18 protein-coding genes are annotated in these 17,209 nt (G+C 64.9%); 6 read left to right on the top strand and 12 right to left on the bottom strand.

The genetic code is table 11. The features are described 5' to 3' along the window. Positions 1 to 76: 76 nt before the first annotated feature. Complete coding sequence (locus CSC74_RS17225) at positions 77 to 1,315, bottom strand: MgtC/SapB family protein (protein WP_162315737.1); 1,239 nt, start codon at positions 1,313 to 1,315, stop codon at positions 77 to 79. 96 nt (positions 1,316 to 1,411) lie between these two features. Between CSC74_RS17225 and CSC74_RS17220 the strand changes: the two genes are divergently transcribed. The 3 genes from CSC74_RS17220 (at position 1,412) to CSC74_RS17210 (ending at position 4,035) form a co-directional block, all read left to right on the top strand. Next, positions 1,412 to 2,440, top strand: a complete 1,029-nt coding sequence (locus CSC74_RS17220) for a class 1 fructose-bisphosphatase (protein WP_162315736.1) — start codon at positions 1,412 to 1,414, stop codon at positions 2,438 to 2,440. Beyond that, a complete protein-coding gene (locus CSC74_RS17215) occupies positions 2,440 to 3,138 on the top strand; it encodes a 2OG-Fe(II) oxygenase (protein WP_162315735.1) in 699 nt (232 codons plus the stop codon). Before CSC74_RS17220 ends, CSC74_RS17215 begins: the two co-directional genes overlap by 1 nt. 192 nt (positions 3,139 to 3,330) lie before the next feature. Next, the gene (locus tag CSC74_RS17210; protein ID WP_162315734.1) at positions 3,331 to 4,035 is read left to right on the top strand and encodes a 2OG-Fe(II) oxygenase; all 705 of its coding nucleotides are present in this window, start codon (positions 3,331 to 3,333) and stop codon (positions 4,033 to 4,035) included. Positions 4,036 to 4,164: 129 nt separating this feature from the next. Here CSC74_RS17210 and CSC74_RS17205 read toward each other — a convergent pair whose 3' ends face one another. Together CSC74_RS17205 and CSC74_RS17200 are read right to left on the bottom strand one after the other, a co-directional pair. Beyond that, positions 4,165 to 4,683, bottom strand: a complete 519-nt coding sequence (locus CSC74_RS17205) for a tetratricopeptide repeat protein (protein WP_162315733.1) — start codon at positions 4,681 to 4,683, stop codon at positions 4,165 to 4,167. A gap of 173 nt (positions 4,684 to 4,856) precedes the next feature. Then, positions 4,857 to 5,948, bottom strand: a complete 1,092-nt coding sequence (locus CSC74_RS17200; protein ID WP_162315732.1) for a PA0069 family radical SAM protein — start codon at positions 5,946 to 5,948, stop codon at positions 4,857 to 4,859. A 57-nt stretch (positions 5,949 to 6,005) separates the two neighbouring features. On the opposite strand from CSC74_RS17200, the gene cls reads away from it, so the two are divergent. From cls to CSC74_RS17185, 3 genes are all read left to right on the top strand, one after another. After that, on the top strand, positions 6,006 to 7,460 hold the full coding sequence (gene cls, locus CSC74_RS17195; RefSeq protein ID WP_162315731.1) for a cardiolipin synthase: 1,455 nt from the start codon (positions 6,006 to 6,008) through the stop codon (positions 7,458 to 7,460). A 74-nt stretch (positions 7,461 to 7,534) separates the two neighbouring features. After that, positions 7,535 to 7,801 (top strand): hypothetical protein, encoded by a 267-nt coding sequence (locus CSC74_RS17190; protein ID WP_162315730.1) that lies wholly within the window; start codon positions 7,535 to 7,537, stop codon positions 7,799 to 7,801. Between the two features lie 31 nt (positions 7,802 to 7,832). After that, a complete protein-coding gene (locus CSC74_RS17185; RefSeq protein ID WP_162315729.1) occupies positions 7,833 to 8,588 on the top strand; it encodes a pyridoxine 5'-phosphate synthase in 756 nt (251 codons plus the stop codon). Between the two features lie 27 nt (positions 8,589 to 8,615). Here CSC74_RS17185 and CSC74_RS17180 read toward each other — a convergent pair whose 3' ends face one another. The 9 genes from CSC74_RS17180 to gyrB form a co-directional block, all read right to left on the bottom strand. Further along, positions 8,616 to 9,014, bottom strand: coding sequence for an ExbD/TolR family protein (locus tag CSC74_RS17180; RefSeq protein WP_162315728.1), 399 nt, complete (start codon positions 9,012 to 9,014; stop codon positions 8,616 to 8,618). Positions 9,015 to 9,160: 146 nt separating this feature from the next. Next, positions 9,161 to 9,580, bottom strand: coding sequence for an ExbD/TolR family protein (locus tag CSC74_RS17175; protein ID WP_162315727.1), 420 nt, complete (start codon positions 9,578 to 9,580; stop codon positions 9,161 to 9,163). Positions 9,581 to 9,583: 3 nt separating this feature from the next. Continuing rightward, entirely contained in the window at positions 9,584 to 10,012 is a 429-nt protein-coding gene (locus CSC74_RS17170; RefSeq protein WP_162315726.1) for an ExbD/TolR family protein, read from the bottom strand. 44 nt (positions 10,013 to 10,056) lie between these two features. Beyond that, complete coding sequence (locus CSC74_RS17165; RefSeq protein WP_162315725.1) at positions 10,057 to 10,809, bottom strand: MotA/TolQ/ExbB proton channel family protein; 753 nt, start codon at positions 10,807 to 10,809, stop codon at positions 10,057 to 10,059. A gap of 82 nt (positions 10,810 to 10,891) precedes the next feature. Then, on the bottom strand, positions 10,892 to 11,560 hold the full coding sequence (locus CSC74_RS17160) for an energy transducer TonB (RefSeq protein WP_162315724.1): 669 nt from the start codon (positions 11,558 to 11,560) through the stop codon (positions 10,892 to 10,894). Between the two features lie 157 nt (positions 11,561 to 11,717). Continuing rightward, positions 11,718 to 12,905: a heme biosynthesis protein HemY gene (locus CSC74_RS17155; RefSeq protein WP_162315723.1), complete on the bottom strand. Its 1,188-nt coding sequence runs from the start codon at positions 12,903 to 12,905 to the stop codon at positions 11,718 to 11,720. A 145-nt stretch (positions 12,906 to 13,050) separates the two neighbouring features. Further along, positions 13,051 to 13,857, bottom strand: a complete 807-nt coding sequence (locus CSC74_RS17150) for a M48 family metallopeptidase (RefSeq protein ID WP_162315722.1) — start codon at positions 13,855 to 13,857, stop codon at positions 13,051 to 13,053. Positions 13,858 to 13,925: 68 nt separating this feature from the next. Further along, on the bottom strand, positions 13,926 to 14,744 hold the full coding sequence (locus CSC74_RS17145) for a CPBP family intramembrane glutamic endopeptidase (RefSeq protein ID WP_246193367.1): 819 nt from the start codon (positions 14,742 to 14,744) through the stop codon (positions 13,926 to 13,928). 16 nt (positions 14,745 to 14,760) lie between these two features. After that, positions 14,761 to 17,202 (bottom strand): DNA topoisomerase (ATP-hydrolyzing) subunit B, encoded by a 2,442-nt coding sequence (gene gyrB / locus CSC74_RS17140; RefSeq protein WP_162315721.1) that lies wholly within the window; start codon positions 17,200 to 17,202, stop codon positions 14,761 to 14,763. Positions 17,203 to 17,209 lie beyond the last annotated feature (7 nt).

The raw sequence follows: 17,209 nt of genomic DNA, 5'->3' as shown, positions 1-17,209 counted from the left end.
ATCGTTGTGGGGGCGACGTCAGTCGCGACTGATGTTGCTCCCGCGAGGAAATCCGCTCCGGGCCGGGACGCGGATCTCAGCTCAACCACACCAGTAATGCACCCGCTGCCAGCGCTGCCAGCAGGCCGGCAGCGACCCGTATCCCATAGGCGCGCCCACCACTGACCCAGGCCATCACCGATTTCGCGCCGAGGCTGGCGGTCAGCAATCCCAGCATCAGCCAGCGCGCCTGCACCGCGTCCACGCTGCCTTGCGTCGACAGGTTGCCCAGAGTGGCCACGGCGGCATGCAGCTCGCCCGCCGCCGACAGGATCGCCGCCGCCATCGCACCCTGCGGCCCGATCCACGCCGACAGCGTCGCCGACAGCAGCAGCAGCGCCGCCACCAATGCGGCGAAGCCCAGGGCGTGGGCGAAGCGGAACATCCGGCTCTGCGCGGTGGGCGGCGGAACCCGCTCGCCGCTGCCGGCGCGCAACCCGAGCAAGCCGCCGGCGAGCAGCACCGCGCCGGTGGCCAGCAGTTCCGGCAACATCTGCATCACCAGCGGCGGCGACATCGCCCACAGGATCGGCACGCACAGGCTCAGCGAAGCCAGGTTGGCCAGCAGCGCCGCGGCCACCGCCGAACGCAGCAGGGCCGGGGTTTCGCGCGCACGCTGGCCGAAGCCGATCACCGCGGCGGTCGACGACACATAACCGGCGAAGAAGCCAGCCACCGCCAAGCCCCAACGGTTGCCGACAATACGCAGCACCACGTGGCCTAGTGCGCTCACCCCCATCACCAGCACCACCAGCTTCCACAACGTGGCCAGGTTGATCGCGCCGTAAGGGCCGAGGCTGCGGTCCGGCAGGACCGGCAACACCACCAGCGCCGCCGCCAGCAGCATCAAGCCATCCGACACCTCGCGCTCGCTCAGGAGATCGCGACTGAGTCGATGCAGCGACTCCTTCGCGTACAGCAGCACCGCGACCAGCACCGCCAGGCCGGTCGCCAATGCCGCCGAACGCATCGCCAGCCCGCCGAGCAGGAAAGTCAGCACCAGCGCGATCTCGCTGGTCAGGCCCGGATCGTCCGCGTGCGTGGCCCGGTAGGCCAGCGCCGCCAGCAGCCCGACCACGCCGAGCACGAGCAGGAACACCGGCGGCCCGAGCCATGCCGACACCGCCGCCGCCAGCGCCGCCAGCGCATGCGTGCGCAATCCGGCGATGGCGTGCGCGTTGACGCTATGACCGCGCTCGCGCACCAGCCCGATCAGCAGGCCCAGGCCCAGCGCCGAGGAGAACCCGAGCAACACGGTCGTGGTGATTTCAGGCACTGCTTAGCTCCGCTGGCATCTTCCGGATTCTGCCACGCGCTTGCATCCCCCGCCCAAGACCGGACAATGCCCGCGTCTTCTTCAAGCCCGGACGCCATGTCGAACCACCCTGCCGCTTCCATCTCCCTGACCCGCTACCTGATCGAGGAACAACGCGCCGGCCGCATCAATGCTGAATTGCGCCAGCTCATCGCCGTGGTGGCGCGTGCCTGCACCAGCATTTCCATCGCCGTCAGCAAGGGCGCGCTGGGCGGCGTGCTCGGCGATGCCGGCACCGGCAACGTGCAGGGCGAGGCGCAGAAGAAGCTCGACGTGCTCAGCAACGACATCCTGCTGGAGGCCAACGCCTGGGGCGGGCACCTGGCCGCGTGCGCGTCGGAGGAAATGGACCATTGCCAGCCGATTCCCGACGCCTACCCGCGCGGCAACTTCCTGTTGCTGTTCGATCCGCTGGACGGCAGCTCCAACATCGACGTCAACGTCTCGGTCGGCACCATCTTCTCGGTGCTGCGTTGCCCGGACGGCGTGACCACGCCCACCGACGAACACTTCCTGCAGCCCGGCACCGCGCAGGTCGCGGCGGGCTACTGCATCTACGGGCCGAGCACGATGCTGGTGCTGAGCGTCGGCCACGGCACCCACGCCTTCACCCTGGATCGCGAACAGGGCGCTTTCGTGCTGACCCAGGGCGACATGCGTATTCCCGATGAGACCGCGGAGTTCGCCATCAACGTCTCCAACCAGCGCCATTGGGAACCGGCGATGCAGCAGTACGTGGAAGACCTGCTGGCCGGCAAGCAAGGACCGCGCGGCAAGGACTTCAACATGCGCTGGATCGCCAGCATGGTCGCCGACGTGCACCGCATCCTCACCCGCGGCGGAATCTTCATCTATCCGTGGGACAGGAAGGATCCGTCCAAACCCGGCAAGCTGCGCCTGATGTACGAGGCCAACCCGATGGGCATGCTGGTGGAACAGGCCGGCGGCGCGGCCAGCACCGGGCGCGGACGCATCCTCGATATCGCCCCGACCCAGTTGCACCAGCGGGTGCCGGTGTTCCTGGGCTCGCGCAATGAAGTCGCCGCGGTCGAGCGCTATCACGCGACGGCGGTCGCCTCGGCCTGATGGAGCCGGCGATCGATTTCATCGAGGTCATCGAAGACGCGATCGATCGCGACACCTGCGCCGCGATCGTGACCCGGTTGCGTGGCAGCGACACGCTGCAACCCGGTCGCGTCGGTGGCGGTGTCCATCCGGAGCTCAAGCGCAGCCGTGACCTGCGCATCAGCGGCGATGCGAGCTGGGCGGACGTGGACCGGCGGCTGCAGGAAGCCGTGTTCGTCGGTGTCCTCGGCTACCTGCGCAAGTATCCGCAGGTGTTGATCTCGCCGTTGATGCTGCAACGACACGATGCCGGCGGCGGATTGCGAAGACTGCAGGCCGATGATTTCGCGACGATGGACGACCCTTCCCTGGCCGAACTCGCGCGTACCTGCCTGCGTCCGGGCGCGATCAACCTGCAATGGTATTCCGCAGGCGAAGGCGGTTATCCGTATTGGCATTGCGAGTTGTACCCGCGCGATCCGGGCGCCGAAACGTTGCACCGGCACCTGCTGTGGACGCTGTACCTCAACGAGGATTTCGCCGAGGGCGAAACCGAATTCCTGTTCCAGCAGCGCAAGATCAAGCCGCGCGCCGGCAGCCTGCTGATCGCGCCGACCGCGTTCACCCACACCCATCGCGGCAACCGTCCGCAGGGCGGCGACAAGTTCATCGCCACCAGCTGGATCCTGTTCCAGCCGGCGGACAAGCTCTACGGCTGAAGCCGGACGGAGGACGCAGCCGGGTCGGCAGAGGCGTTCGTTATCGGCTTGCCCGCCTTGCGCTGCCATGGCGTGGAATCGCGTCCGTGGCACGGAAAAAGATTGTACTCGGGGTTACTCTCCAGACCCGTTTTTTTATGCTGAAATTTTCCACGACAACCGCACTGGAACTTAGTGGCGTTGAGTCGCTGGATGAGCGTAAACGGGGATTTCATCGAGATCTATGATGGCGTGCTGGACCAGCAGGTCTGCCGTTCGCTGTTGCAGCGCTTCGAGGCCAGCGGCCAGGAGCGCCCCGGACTGGTGGGCGGAGGTTGCTACCCGGAACTGAAGCACAGCCGCGATATCTGCATCAGCGGACGGCCGGACTGGCGCGATGTGGAACAGACCTTGAACCAGGCGGTGTTCCTGCGCTTGCTGGATTATCTGCGCCGCTACAACCATGCCCTCATCGCTCCGCTGATGGTGCAACGGAATGCCGGCAACGGCGCATTCGAGCGCCTTGAACAGCGGCACATGACCACGATGGACGATGCCGAGCTGTCGCGCATCGCGTCCAGCGTATTCAGGCCCGGCCGCATCAATCTGCAGCACTATCGCGCGGATGAGGGCGGCTATCCTTACTGGCATTGCGAACTCTATCCGCGCGCGGCGAATGCGGAAACGCTGCACCGCCATCTGCTGTGGACGCTGTACCTCAACGACGATTTCGCCGAGGGTGAAACCGAATTCCTCTACCAGGCCCGGCGCGTCAAGCCGCGCACCGGCAGCCTGCTGATCGCGCCGACCGCGTTCACCCACACCCATCGCGGCAACCGTCCGCAGGGCGGCGACAAGTTCATCGCCACCAGCTGGATCCTGTTCCAGCCGGCGGAGAAGCTCTACGCAGGAAGCTGACGCCCCATAGAGCCGAGCTTGCTCGGCTGCTTGTCCGCATGAGCCTGCAAAGCAGCCGAGCAAGCTCGGCTCTACAGGACTCAACCGCGCGCGCTCCTGCCTGCGCCTGTGCGCGCTTTCCAAATCGCCCTATTCCTGCGGTGCCACACCAAGGTAGGCGCCTGCCGCCGCCACGGTCGACCATAGCTCGTCGTCGCGTTTGAACGAGCGGTCGAACCATGCTTCCGCGGAAGCGCGATCGCCGGCCAGTAGATAGTAAGCGCCGACCTCTGCCATTCCCTTGCTGTCCTTCAGGTTCTCGCGCAGGGAACGTTCGAACAGCGCCTTGGCCTGTTCCCAATCTCCCGCCTCCCGGTACACCCGCGCTATCCGGAAAAGATCGCTTGCTTCGGGATCATCCTTGAGCACGCTGTCGAAGATGGCCTGGCCCTCTGGCTTGGAACCGCCCAGGAAATAGATACGGCCGATCGCGATCCGCTCCCAGCTGCCGTCGCCGGCCTGGATCCTGGCCACTTCAAGCAAGGCGCGCGCCGCCTCCTGCTTGTCCTTGTCGCGGTACTGCGAGGGCACTGCCTTCTGCGCGACGTAGCCACCCGCGATACCGGTAGCGAACAGAACGGCCGTAGCCGCAATGGAACGGAGTTTCATTCGTTTCCCCTTCATGGATGAATCGGACGGGCACGCGTAACCGTGATCGGCCCGGCTGGATTGTCTTGCTTCCCCAAGCCAATGACACTGAAGCCTACGCTTGCACGCGCATTCCCCTGCTCCGTGCGCATTGGTTTCACCGAGCTTGGCGTTTCCAGCAATGTACGTCTCTTTCATCCCCGGAGGGGTCGGAACAGCTCGCCCTGCGGCGACGGTTTGCGCGGGGCGATGAAGCGGCTGCAATCCAGTCCGCGCGGATTCCTGGCTTTGAAGCCGATGCGCTTCATCGCCAGCGCGAACCGTCGTTGCAGCAGATCGGCATACACGCCTTCCCCGTGCATGCGCTTGCCGAAGGTCGAGTCGTAATCCTTGCCGCCGCGCAGTTGCTGGATGGTGCTCATCACGTGCGCGGCGCGATCGGGCACGTGGGTCTGCAGCCAGTCGCGGAACAACGGCGCGACTTCGTGCGGCAGGCGCAGCAATACATAGCCGGCCGATTCCGCACCTGCTTCGTGCACCGCTTCCAGCACGCCTTCGAGTTCGTGGTCGTTCACCCACGGAATGACCGGCGCGACCATCACCCCGACCGGGACGCCGGCCTCGCGCATTGCGCGGATCGCCCGCAAGCGCGAATGCGGCGCCGAGGCGCGCGGCTCGAGTACCGCGGACAGGCGGTTGTCCAGCGAAGTCACCGAGAAATGCACACGCACGAGGTTTTCGCGCGCCAGCGGCTGCAGCAGGTCGAGGTCGCGGGTGACCAGTGCGTTCTTGGTGATCAGCGAAAACGGATGTCTGGTTTCCGCCAGCACTTCGATGATGCGCCGGGTCAGTTGCAGCTTGCGTTCGATCGGCTGGTAGGCGTCGGTGTTGATACCCAGCGCGATCGGACTGACCTGGTAGCCGGGCTTGGCCAGCTCGCGGCGCAGCAGCTCCGGCGCATTGGTCTTGGCGAATATTCTGGTCTCGAAATCCAACCCGGGTGAGAGGCCGAGGTAGGCGTGCGACGGGCGCGCGAAGCAATACGAACAACCGTGTTCGCAACCGCGGTACGGATTGAGCGATTGCGAGAAGGGAATATCCGGCGACTGGTTGCGGGTGATGATGCTGCGCGCGATTTCCTCGCGGACCTGGGTCCGGGGCAGGACCGGGGCGAATTCAGCCTCTCCTTCGCCATGCCAACCGTCGTCGACGGCTTCGCTGACCGTCACTTCGAAGCGGCCCGGCAGGTAACCGGTGGAACCGCGGCCCTTGATCAACTCGCCCATGGCAAAAGCCTAGCTCCGCCGCGTCTCAAACCCGGCGACACCGGCTAGTATCGGCGCATGTCCGAAACCCTCCAGAACCTGTGGATCGCCTTGTGGGCGATCCCGCACCTGAAGTTGTACCTGACCCTGGCGTGGCTGCTCTACATCGTGCTGCTGTGCGGCTGGATCGTGCTGCAGAAGCGCGAACCGGTGGCCACGCTGAGCTGGGTGCTGTCGCTGGCCATGCTGCCGTACCTGGGCTACCTGATCTATTTCCTGCTGGGCCCGCAGAAGATCACCCGCCAGCGCCTGCGCCGTCATCACTCGCGCAAGGGACTGGATTCGCATGATGCGATCTGTCCGGTCGATGGCAACTGCTCGGAGCTGGCCTTGCTGGGCCAGGCGACGACCGGGTTGCCGCCCTCCTCCGCCACTTCGGTACGGCTGCTGGTTGATGGCGCCGCGACCTACGATGCCCTGATCGAAGCGGTGGCGGCGGCGACCAACCATATCCACCTCGAGTACTACATCTACATGCCCGACCGCACTGGCACGCGCCTGCGCGATGCGCTGGTCGAACGCGCGCGCGCCGGGGTCAAGGTGCGGTTGCTGATGGATGCGGTGGGTTCTTCGAAAGTCAGTCGGCGTTTCCTGCAGCCGTTGCTCGATGCCGGGGGCGAATTCGCCTGGTTCCACCCCACCAGGTTCCGCCCGTTCACCCGCCCCTGGCTCAACCTGCGCACCCATCGCAAGATCATGGTGGTGGATGGCCGCATCGCCTTCACCGGCGGCATCAACATCACCGACGAGGAGAACGAAAGACTGCGCGCCGATGCCTACCGCGACCTGCACCTGCGCCTGGAAGGCGACGTGGTGCGCAGCATGCAGGTGGTGTTCGTGGAAGACTGGGCTTACGCCACCGGGCAGCAGCGCAAAGATTTCGAGGGTACCTTGCTGTGGAATGCGACCGAGCCCGGGAGTGGCGGCACGATTTCTTCCCAGGTGCTGATCTCCGGGCCGGATTCCTCGTGGGAAGCGATCCATCGCCTGCACGTCGCCGCCATCCACGAGGCCAGGACGCGGGTCTGGCTGGTGACCCCCTACTTCGTCCCCGGCGAGGCCGCGCGCATGGCCCTGACCTCGGCCGCCCTCGGCGGGCTGGACGTGCGCCTGATGGTGCCGAAGCTGAGCGATTCGCGGCTGGTGACCTACGCCGCGCGGTCCTACTTCGACGAACTGCTGGCGGCCGGGATCAGGATCTACGAGTACGGCCCGCGCCTGCTGCACACCAAGGCCCTGCTCTGCGACGACGGCCTGGCGATCATCGGCAGCGCCAACTTCGACAACCGCAGCTTCCGCCTGAATTTCGAGATCTCCATGCTGTTCCGCGACCGTGGGATCGCCGCGGATCTGGCCCGGCTTTGCGAGGAGGAAATGGCCGCGTCGGAGCCGGTCCAGGACCTGCGCAGCCGCTCGTTCTGGCGCAACCGGCTGCCTGAAGCACTGGCCCGCCTGCTGTCGCCGTTGCTGTGAATGTTGTGAAAGGGTTGGCGTTTCGGCCGGATCAAAATAGTAAACTTCCGCCATCCATCGGAGGGGGATTGAACATGCACTGGTTATTCCTGCTGATAGCTATCGGCGCGTTGATCGGCGCCTTCGTGTCCGGCCCGACCTGGTTGATGGTGCTTTGCCTGCTGGTGTCGTTGGTGCTTTTCGTCGCTTGGGCGATGGGCCTGTATGCCGCCCGCATCGGCGACAGCAGCCGCGACGAAAGTCAGATGATCGACCCGGTGGAATTGCGCCGCCTGCGCGAGATAGCCGAGGCGCGCAAGGCCGGATTGCAGTCGCCGGCCGAACCTCCGCACGGCTCGTGAAACCAGCGCTGCCAGCGAGGGTTGCGATGCGATGACCGCGCTCAGCGTCAACGTCAACAAGATCGCGGTGTTGCGCAATTCGCGCGGCGGCGGCGAACCCGACGTGGTCCGCGCCGCACGCACCTGCCTGTACGCCGGCGCCCACGGCATCACCGTGCATCCGCGGCCGGACCAGCGCCACATCCGTCACGCCGATGTGCTGGCACTGGCCGGACTGACCCAGGAGCACGGGGTCGAGCTGAACGTGGAAGGCAATCCGTTCGCGCCCGCCCGCGCGGGCTATCCCGGGTTCCTGGCGCTCTGCCGACAGGTGCGGCCTGCCCAGGCCACCCTCGTGCCCGACAACGATGGGCAACTCACTTCCGATCACGGCTTCGATTTCGAGCAGGATGCCGAACGCCTGCGCCCATTGATCGCCGAGCTCAAGGCCTGCGGTTGCCGGGTCAGCCTGTTCGTCGATGCGGGAGGAGCCGGTCTGGACCGCGCCCGCGAAGTCGGCGCCGACCGGATCGAAATCTATACCGGTCCTTACGCCGAAGCACAGGCGTCGGGCGATGCCCGGGACGCATTGGATGCCTGCGTGGCAACCGCCCACCAGGCCCACACGCTGGGCTTGGGCGTCAATGCCGGCCACGACCTCAGCCAGGCCAACCTGGTGGATTTCCTCGAGGCCGTCCCGGACGTGCTGGAAGTATCCATCGGCCATGCCCTGATCAGCGAGGCCCTGTACGCCGGGCTGGAGCGCACGATCCACCGCTACCTCGATCTCCTTTCCGGGCAGCGTTGAAGCAACTTTCCGCCGTGGTGGGCCTCTCTAGGGTTGTTGCACGGCGATATCGGCGATCCCGCGCTGGCGCGCTTCAGCCAACGCGGTCACCACGCGCTGGTAGTCCGCATTGGAAGTGGCGCTGACCTGCAGCGTGGTCCGGGGATCGGAGAGCACCGCATCGTCAAGCCGCTGCCACAACTCCGTGGTCGTCAACATGCGGTCGTCCAGTCGATACGAGCCATCGTCGCCGACCGTCAACCGCAGGTTTTGCGGCCTGGTGGTGTCTATCGGAGGAGTCGATTGCGGCAGGCTTGCCTGGATAGGCTGCGAAACCAGCGGCGCGGACACCATGAAGATCACCAACAACACCAGCATCACGTCCACCAGCGGGGTGATGTTCATTTCGGCGACCATCGAATCACGGGCGGAAGCGGAGAAAGCCATGGCGGACTCCTGGCGTCGGTGGTGGCCCCACGCTACGCCCGCCATCGTCCTGCTGCAAGCGGGGCAGCGGTTGTCGGGCGGCTCTTCAAACAAACACGCCACCCGAAGGTGGCGTGGAGAAACGGCGGTCCCGCGCAGGCGACGATTTATTGCTGCTGCACGAATCCGATCTTCTGCATCCGCGCGTTCTTGGCGGCGGCCAGCACCTTGGCCATCACGTCGTACTGCGCGTCCGGGTTCGCGTCGATGCGCAGCTCCGGCTGGTTGGTCGGATCCCGCTGCACTTCGTTTTCCATCTTCGCCTGCAGCTCCGTGGTCGCGACCGGGCTGTTGTTCCAGTTCACCTGGCCGGAAGCGTCGATGCGCAGATCGATCGGCGGCGGCGGCTCCCTCAACTGCGGCGGCGGGTTGATCACGCGTTGCGGCAGATCGACTTCGATCGGATAGGTCACGATGGGCGCGGTGACGATGAAGATGATCAGCAGCACCAGCATCACGTCCACCAGGGGCGTGACGTTGATATCGGCCATCGGCTTGCCCTTGCCGGAACCGGTTGCGAATGCCATGGCTCAGTTACCCCTGTCTTTGGTGGCGACGAAGCCGATGTCCAGCATGCCCTGGTCCTGCGCGATCTTGGTCACCTCGTTGATCGTGCGCATCTTGGTGGTGCGGTCGCCACGCAGGTTCAGCGAAGGCTGCGGGGTCAGCTGCGCCGCGCTGGAAAGACGCGATTCCAAGATTTCCTTGGTCACCGGTTCGTCGTTCCAGTACAGCGATCCGTCTTCGGTGACCGCCAAGGTGATCGGCGGCGTCTTCGGACCGGAAGGATTTTCCTTCTGGTCCAGGTTGGCCTTGGGCAGCTCGACCTTCACTTTATGCTGCATCAGCGGCGCGGTGATGATGAAGATGATGAGCAATACCAACATCACGTCCACGAGGGGCGTGACGTTGATTTCGGCCATCGGGCCGCCGCTGTCGTTACCACTACTGAAGGCCATGCTTCGGCTCCGTTATTGATCTGTATGCGCTTGGACGTACCGGCTCAGCGAACGCGCGAGCCGGTGGCGAAGAAGTCGTGCAGATCATGCGCGAAGGTATCGAACCTGGCGTTGGTGGCGCTGTTGGTGCGGTTGAAGAAGTTGTACGCCAGCACCGCCGGGATGGCCACGAACAGGCCGAGCGCGGTCATGATCAGCGCCTCGCCGACCGGACCGGCCACGGCACCGATCGAGGCTTCGCCGGACTGGCCGATGCGGATCAGGGCGCCGTAGATGCCCCAGACCGTACCCAGCAGACCCACGAACGGAGCAGTCGCGCCGACCGTCGCCAGCACGGTCATGCCGGCCTGCAGCTTGGAGCTTTCACGGGTTACCGCCTGGCGCAGCGCGCGATCGACGAACTCGGAACGGTTCAGCGATTCGGCCAGGCCCGAAGCGCCTTCGCTGCGCTGGTGATGCGCGGCGGCCTGGGCGGCATCCAGCGCGATCTTGGAGAACGGCTCGTTGCGCGGCTGTTCTTCCATCAGGCGGATCGCGTCCTGCGCGTTGGACGTGTCCCAGAACGTCGCGGTGACGCGATCGGCATGGCTCTTCAGGCGCATGTTCCTGATGAAGTTGATCACCGTCCAGTACCAGGACAGCGCGGACATGACGACCAGGGTGATCAGCACGACCCAGGAAACAACGTAACCGCCCGGGGTGGAGGTCATTTCCTGAATCAGATGCTCGAAGCCCATGTTGTTCAGGGCCTGGGCGGCGTTGGTGCCTCCAGCAGCGGCGGTGGTTTCCTGCAGCATGACGCTTACCTTTTATTTGTGATGATGAGGGTGTGGCGGTTTGGGTTGAAGCTGTGTTTCCGGACCTAAGCTTGTCCGCGTTTTACATCTTGAAGTCAACCGGGACACGCACGCGCCCCGCCGACTTCTGGCCGTTGCTCTGGCCGGGATTGAAGCGCCACTTGCGCGCGGCATCCATCGCGGCACGATCCAGGTCGCGATTGCGGCTCGATTTCTCGACCGAGACATTGGTGACATTGCCGTTGGCGTCCACGTCGATGATCAGGATCACCGTGCCCTGGATACCGGCGCGCGCGGCGGCCGGCGGATACTTGGGCGGATTCATGTTCTTGGACGAGATGTCGACGCTGGCGCCGATGTCCGGCGTGGGCGCGGGCGGCGCGGGCGGCGACGGCGGAGTGTAGACGTCGGTCGGGCGCGGTTCGGCGACATCGATCGGCGGCGCTTCCGGCGGCGGCGGCAACGGCGTCTGCTTCGGCGGCGCCAGGTTCTTCACCGGCGGCGGCGGCGTGTCGGTCTTCGGCGGCGGCGGCGGCGGCGGCGGCGGCGGCGGCGGTGCGTCGACGATGGTGACGGTCGTCTTTACTTCCTGATCCTTGTCCGCCGGCGGAGCCACCGCCGGGATCAGCAGCAGCAGGAACGCGGCCGCATGCAGGGCGATGACGAAAGCCATGCCGATGATGCGCGGCCAGTTCAGCCCGGTTTGTGGCTCGTCTTCCCGATATCTGTTTATGACCAGTTGTTCAGCCATGCGCCTAATGAACTCACATTTCTTGGGCCGACGAGTCGGCGTCAGTAGAATTTGGGGACCGCTGACTTTCACGTCAGCGGATGAGCCAGCTTATACCAATCCCCCACGCCAGTACCATCTTTTCGGCGTGCGGAAACTCTAATTCCCGCTTGCCCGCTCAAGGCAGGGCGATGATCTTCTTTGCCTCTTCCGGCTTTTTGATGCCTTTTTCAAGCGCGGACTTCGCCGCCTGCTTGGCTTCGGGAATCCGGTCTTCCTGCCAGAGCACCTTGGCCAGGTTGAGGTAGGTCTCGCCATCCTTGGACAGGGGCGCGGCCTTGTTCCATGCCTCGATCGCCGGCGGGATCTGGTCCGAATAGTAATAGGACTGGGCCAGGGCCAGGTAGGTCTGCTGGTCGGGCTTGAGGATGCCTTTCTGCATGCCGTCGTTGATCACGGCGATGACTTCCTTTTCCTTGCCGTCCATGTTGGCGTAGGTGGTGTAGAGCTGGCGATAGTCTTTCTCGTCGGTCATCAGCCCAGCGGCGCGGAGTTTTTCCAGGACCGCGGCGGCCTGGTCGAACTTGTCGGCCTGCAGGTAGACCGTCGCCAGGTTCATCTGCGCCTTCTTGTCGGTGGGGGCCTTGGCCGCGATCTTTTCCGCCATCTGGATGGCGTCGCCGGACTGCCCGGTTTCCGCGTAGGAGGCCATCAGCAATTGCTGCCAGTTGTCCTTGGGCTCGGGCGAGGTCTCGATGGCCTGCTTGAGGGCCGGGATCGCCTCGGCATAGCGTTCGGCCTGGTACAGGCCCTGACCCTTCAGCGCCAGGTCTTCCGGCTTCTTGGACTTGGTCTCGGTGAGATAGCGATCGAGCGTGGCCAGACCTTCGGTGTACTGGTCTTCCTGCAGCTGCACCTGCGCCAGCATGTACATCAGCTGGTAGTGGTTGTTGTTGTCCAGCGCATTCAGCTGTACCGCCTGTTTCAGGTAGGCGATCGTGGCGGGGGTATCGTCGAGGTTGTAGGCGGCCTGCGACGCCAGCTGCGCGGCCACCGCCTTGTCGTAATCGTTAGCCGCGGGATTGGCCAGCAGTTCGTCGGCCTGGGTGCGGGTCGCGGCGAAATCGTCCTTGTTGTAAGCGCCCACCAATTTCTGCAGCTTGGCTTGCACCTTCGCCGCGCCCTTGGTCTTGGGCTCTTCGCGGGTGGCGTCGGGATACAGGACCTCCTGCTTCTCCGAGCCTTTCTTCTGGTTGCGCTCGGCGCGGTCGGAAGGACGCTCGACCGCGCTACTTGCCGCCGCGGCACCCAACACGCCGATGATGGTCAGGGAGAGCAAGGCATGTTTGAAATTGCGGAACTGCATGGGGATCACCTCGTTGGGACTGCAAGAGCCGGTGCGGTTGCCGACGACGCTTGCGCGGGGGCGGCAACGCTACCAGAAACAGACACGGGTCGGAAAGATGCGGGTTGCGAACCGGGTTGTGTGCTGCGAAGCAGCAAACCCGGGCTCATCCACACTTCGGCACGCGCCCTGCGGCGCGCGCCTGCTGGTAACTCGGCGCCAGGGTTCCCGCACGGCTGCGCAATTCCTGGATGCGGGACTGGGGATCGGGATGGGTGGACAGCCATTGCGGTGGACGACTGCCACCGGCGGCGATCATGTTCTGCCACAGGTTGACCGCCTGCGCGGGATCGAAGCCGGCCTGGGCCATCAACCGTTGGCCAACCACATCGGCTTCGCTTTCCTGAGTGCGCGAACCCGGCAACAGGAACAGCCCTTGCGCGGCCAAACCTCCGAACTGGCTGGTCGCATCGGCCGCGCCTTGGCCGTAACGGGCGCCGAGCACGGCGCCGGCAATGCCGAGGCCGGCCTGCGCGCCCATCTGCCGGGTGATGCGTTCGTCGTGGTGATGCTCGACCACGTGACCGATCTCGTGCGCCAGCACCGCCGCGAGCTGATCCTGGTTCCTGGCCACGGTGAAGATGCCGGTATTCACCCCGACCTTTCCACCCGGCAAGGCGAAGGCATTGGGTTCCTTGTCGGCGAAGATCGCGGTTTCCCACGCCACCGACCGGTTCTGCGCCGGCAACTGCCGGACCAGCGCATTGACCACGCAGCGCACGTAGGCGTTCTGCTTCGCATCGTTGCTCAGCGGGCCCTTGCTCTTGGCCTCGGTGAAAGCCTGCACGCCCAACTGGTTGAGTTGTTCCTGGGACACGCCACCGACGAGTTGCGTGCGACCCGTGGAAGAAGTGGTGGTGGCGCAACCCGCCAATGCGGCGATGATTGCGGCCGAAAGAAACCAACGTTTCATCTCGATACCCCTGATTCGGGCGGCAAGTGTGCTGGTTTCTGCCTTAACTTTTCGTCAAACCCACGGGTTCAGCCGCCGCCATACAACCTGACCAGGGCCAGGGCCACGGCGTTGTTCAGGGCATGCGCGGCGATCGAAGCCCACAGCGTGCGGGTTCGCCAGTACACCAGGGCGAAGGCCGCGCCCATGAATCCGTAGGTCAGCCACAGCACGCCCGTCGCCTGCCAGCTGTTGCCGGTGGTGCCCGGGATTTCATGCATCAGGGCGAAGGCAGCGCTGCTCAGCGCCACGCCCAGCCAGGGGCGTCCGGCGGCCCACAGGCGGCCGAACAGCACCCTGCGGAACAGCAGTTCCTCGTAGGCAGGCGCGATCAATACGCCGAACAGGGCAAGGAACACCGGGTTGGTGAGGAACGCCGCTTCGATGATCGCCAGGTTGGTCGGTTCCGGTTTCACGCCCAGCGACTGCGACAGGCTGGTGATCGCGGTGCTGAACAGGAACGTGGCCGCAGCGGTGGCGAGCACCCAGCCCCAGGTGGAGAGTTTCCGCGCTGCCTGGATCGAAGCCGTGCGTTCGGCGCGCGTGGCCCGGCGACGCCACAAATACACCACCAGGGCCGCGCCGCCGGTGCTGACCAGAGTCATCCAGATCATGGCGAGGGCGCCTGGCTGGCCAATCGAGCGCATGAGCGACGCCGGATCCGGTGCAGCACCGCCCTGCAGCGCGAACCGCACGCCTTCGAACATGGCCCAGGCCATTCCGCAGGCCACGGACAGGAACAGCATCGCGCCGATGGCGATCGCCAGGTCCAGAAAGAATCCCGCGAGCGGCCGAACCGGGCGCGGGACCGGCGCCGGAAGCGGCGGTGGCCCCCGCCCTTCGATCACTGCCGCTTCGCTGGATTCAGACGTCGAGATTGGAAACCTTCAGCGCGTTGGCGTCGATGAACTCGCGGCGCGGTTCGACCACGTCGCCCATCAGCGTGCTGAAGATCTGGTCGGCGGCGACCGCATCCTCGATGCGTACCTGCAGCAGGCGGCGCGTGTCCGGATTCACCGTGGTATCCCACAACTGTTCCGGGTTCATTTCGCCCAGGCCCTTGAAGCGCTGGATGCTGCGGCCCTTCTTGGCTTCCTCCAGCAACCAGGCCTGCGCTTCGGCGAAACTCGATATCGGCTGGGTCTTGTTGCCGCGTACGATCTGCGCGCCTTCGCGGATCAGGCCATGCAGCATCGACGCGGCTTCGCGCAGCGGTCGCAGTTCGCCGGATTCGAAGACCGTCACCGGCAGCACCTGGATCAGTTCCTCGCCCATATGCTTGCGCGTGGCGAGCAATGCCGCCGGACGCTGTTCGGTAGCGGACTGCAGCTTCAAGGCATAGCGCGCGCTGCCGATGCCGCCGCGGTTGAGCTTGGATTCCAGCGCATCGAGTTCGCGTCGCTCGTCGATGTTCCGGCTCAGGTGCTCCATGTCCAGCGGGGTGAAATCGATCAGCGATTCGAGCAGGACCGGATCGTAACGGTGCGCGTTGCGGGCGATCGCCTCGCGGGCGCCGACGAAGGACAGCAGCAATTTCTCCAGCGCTTCGCCACTGATCGGCGGCTCGCCCTCGGCGGGGATCAGGCCGGCGTTCTCGACCGCGCTGTTGGCCAGGTAGAGGTTGAGCGCCGCGTCGTCCTTCATGTACATCTCCTGCTTGCCCTGCTTCAGCTTGTACAGGGGCGGCAGGCCGATATAGATGTGGCCGCGCTCGATCAACTCCGGCATCTGCCGGTAGAAGAAGGTCAGCAACAGGGTGCGGATGTGCGAACCGTCGACGTCGGCGTCGGTCATGATGATGATGTGGTGGTAGCGCAGCTTGTCCGGGTTGTATTCGTCGCGGCCGATGCCGGTGCCCAGCGCGGTGATCAGGGTGCCGATCTCGGCCGAGGCCAGCATGCGGTCGAAGCGCGCGCGTTCGACATTGAGGATCTTGCCGCGCAACGGCAGCACCGCCTGGTTCTTGCGGTTGCGGCCCTGCTTGGCGGAACCGCCGGCGGAGTCGCCCTCGACGATGAACAGTTCCGACAGCGCCGGATCCTTCTCCTGGCAATCGGCCAGCTTGCCGGGCAGGCCTGCGATGTCCAGCGCGCCCTTGCGGCGGGTCAGGTCGCGGGCCTTGCGCGCGGCTTCGCGGGCGCGGGCGGCGTCGATGATCTTGCCGGTGATGGCGCGGGCCTCATTGGGGTGTTCCTGCAGGAACTCCTCCAAACGTGCACCGAACGTGTGCTCAACTACCGGCCTGACCTCGGAACTGACCAGCTTCTCCTTGGTCTGCGAGGAGAAGCTGGGATCCGGCACCTTGACCGACAATACCGCAATCATTCCTTCGCGCATGTCGTCGCCGGACAGGGTGATCTTGGCCTGCTTGGCGATGCCGCTCTGCTCGATGTAATTGGTCAGCGTGCGTGTCAGCGCGGCGCGGAAACCGATCAGGTGGGTACCGCCATCCTTCTGCGGGATGTTGTTGGTATAGCAGAACATCGTTTCCTGGTAGGAATCGGTCCACTGCAGCGCCACGTCGACAGTGATGCCGTTTTCTTCGCCGGTCACCGAGATGACATTGGGATGCAGCGGGGTCTTCAGCTTGGCCAGGTGTTCGACGAACGAGCGGATGCCGCCTTCGTACTGGAACAGGTCCTGGCGGCCTTCGCCGCGCTCGTCGCTCAGGGTGATCTTGACCCCGGAATTGAGGAACGACAGCTCACGCAGGCGCTTGGCCAGGATGTCGTAATGGAACTCGACGTCGCTGAAGATTTCGCTGGCCGGCTTGAACCGCAACAGGGTGCCGCGCTTGTCGGAAGCTTCGAGTTGCTTGAGCGGATACAGCGGCTCGCCCAGCGAATATTCCTGCTGGTAATGGAAACCGTCGCGCCAGACATCCAGCCAGAGGTGCTCGGACAAGGCGTTGACCACCGACACGCCGACACCATGCAGGCCACCGGATACCTTGTAGCTGTTGTCGTCGAACTTACCGCCGGCATGCAGCACGGTCATGATGACTTCCGCCGCCGAGACGCCCTCTTCCTTGTGGATGTCGACCGGGATGCCGCGACCGTTGTCGTAGACCGCGACCGAACCGTCACCCAGGATCTTCACCACCACGTCGTCGGCGTGGCCGGCCAGCGCCTCGTCGATGGCGTTGTCCACCACCTCGAACACCATGTGATGCAGACCGGTGCCGTCGTGCACGTCGCCGATGTACATGCCCGGTCGCTTGCGGACCGCTTCCAGTCCGCGCAGGACGGTGATCTTGCTGGAATCGTAATTGCCGTTGGGGACAGGTGTCGTCGTTTCTTCGGTCATTCGCTTC

This window comes from Pseudoxanthomonas yeongjuensis, from assembly GCF_010093345.1.
In the GTDB taxonomy this organism is placed as follows: domain Bacteria; phylum Pseudomonadota; class Gammaproteobacteria; order Xanthomonadales; family Xanthomonadaceae; genus Pseudoxanthomonas_A; species Pseudoxanthomonas_A yeongjuensis.
The sequence above is the reverse complement of the archived record's forward strand: the minus strand, read 5'-3'. Positions and strand labels throughout refer to the sequence as shown.

Excerpts from the sequence above, each read along its gene's own strand:
- CSC74_RS17220 (WP_162315736.1), top strand. The coding sequence starts at position 1,412 with ATGTCGAACCACCCTGCCGCTTCCATCTCCCTGACCCGCTACCTGATC.
- CSC74_RS17215 (WP_162315735.1), top strand. The coding sequence starts at position 2,440 with ATGGAGCCGGCGATCGATTTCATCGAGGTCATCGAAGACGCGATCGAT.
- CSC74_RS17210 (WP_162315734.1), top strand. The coding sequence starts at position 3,331 with ATGAGCGTAAACGGGGATTTCATCGAGATCTATGATGGCGTGCTGGAC.
- CSC74_RS17205 (WP_162315733.1), bottom strand. The coding sequence starts at position 4,683 with ATGAAACTCCGTTCCATTGCGGCTACGGCCGTTCTGTTCGCTACCGGT.
- CSC74_RS17200 (WP_162315732.1), bottom strand. The coding sequence starts at position 5,948 with ATGGGCGAGTTGATCAAGGGCCGCGGTTCCACCGGTTACCTGCCGGGC.
- cls (WP_162315731.1), top strand. The coding sequence starts at position 6,006 with ATGTCCGAAACCCTCCAGAACCTGTGGATCGCCTTGTGGGCGATCCCG.
- CSC74_RS17190 (WP_162315730.1), top strand. The coding sequence starts at position 7,535 with ATGCACTGGTTATTCCTGCTGATAGCTATCGGCGCGTTGATCGGCGCC.
- CSC74_RS17185 (WP_162315729.1), top strand. The coding sequence starts at position 7,833 with ATGACCGCGCTCAGCGTCAACGTCAACAAGATCGCGGTGTTGCGCAAT.
- CSC74_RS17180 (WP_162315728.1), bottom strand. The coding sequence starts at position 9,014 with ATGGCTTTCTCCGCTTCCGCCCGTGATTCGATGGTCGCCGAAATGAAC.
- CSC74_RS17175 (WP_162315727.1), bottom strand. The coding sequence starts at position 9,580 with ATGGCATTCGCAACCGGTTCCGGCAAGGGCAAGCCGATGGCCGATATC.
- CSC74_RS17170 (WP_162315726.1), bottom strand. The coding sequence starts at position 10,012 with ATGGCCTTCAGTAGTGGTAACGACAGCGGCGGCCCGATGGCCGAAATC.
- CSC74_RS17165 (WP_162315725.1), bottom strand. The coding sequence starts at position 10,809 with ATGCTGCAGGAAACCACCGCCGCTGCTGGAGGCACCAACGCCGCCCAG.
- CSC74_RS17160 (WP_162315724.1), bottom strand. The coding sequence starts at position 11,560 with ATGGCTGAACAACTGGTCATAAACAGATATCGGGAAGACGAGCCACAA.
- CSC74_RS17155 (WP_162315723.1), bottom strand. The coding sequence starts at position 12,905 with ATGCAGTTCCGCAATTTCAAACATGCCTTGCTCTCCCTGACCATCATC.
- CSC74_RS17150 (WP_162315722.1), bottom strand. The coding sequence starts at position 13,857 with ATGAAACGTTGGTTTCTTTCGGCCGCAATCATCGCCGCATTGGCGGGT.
- gyrB (WP_162315721.1), bottom strand. The coding sequence starts at position 17,202 with ATGACCGAAGAAACGACGACACCTGTCCCCAACGGCAATTACGATTCC.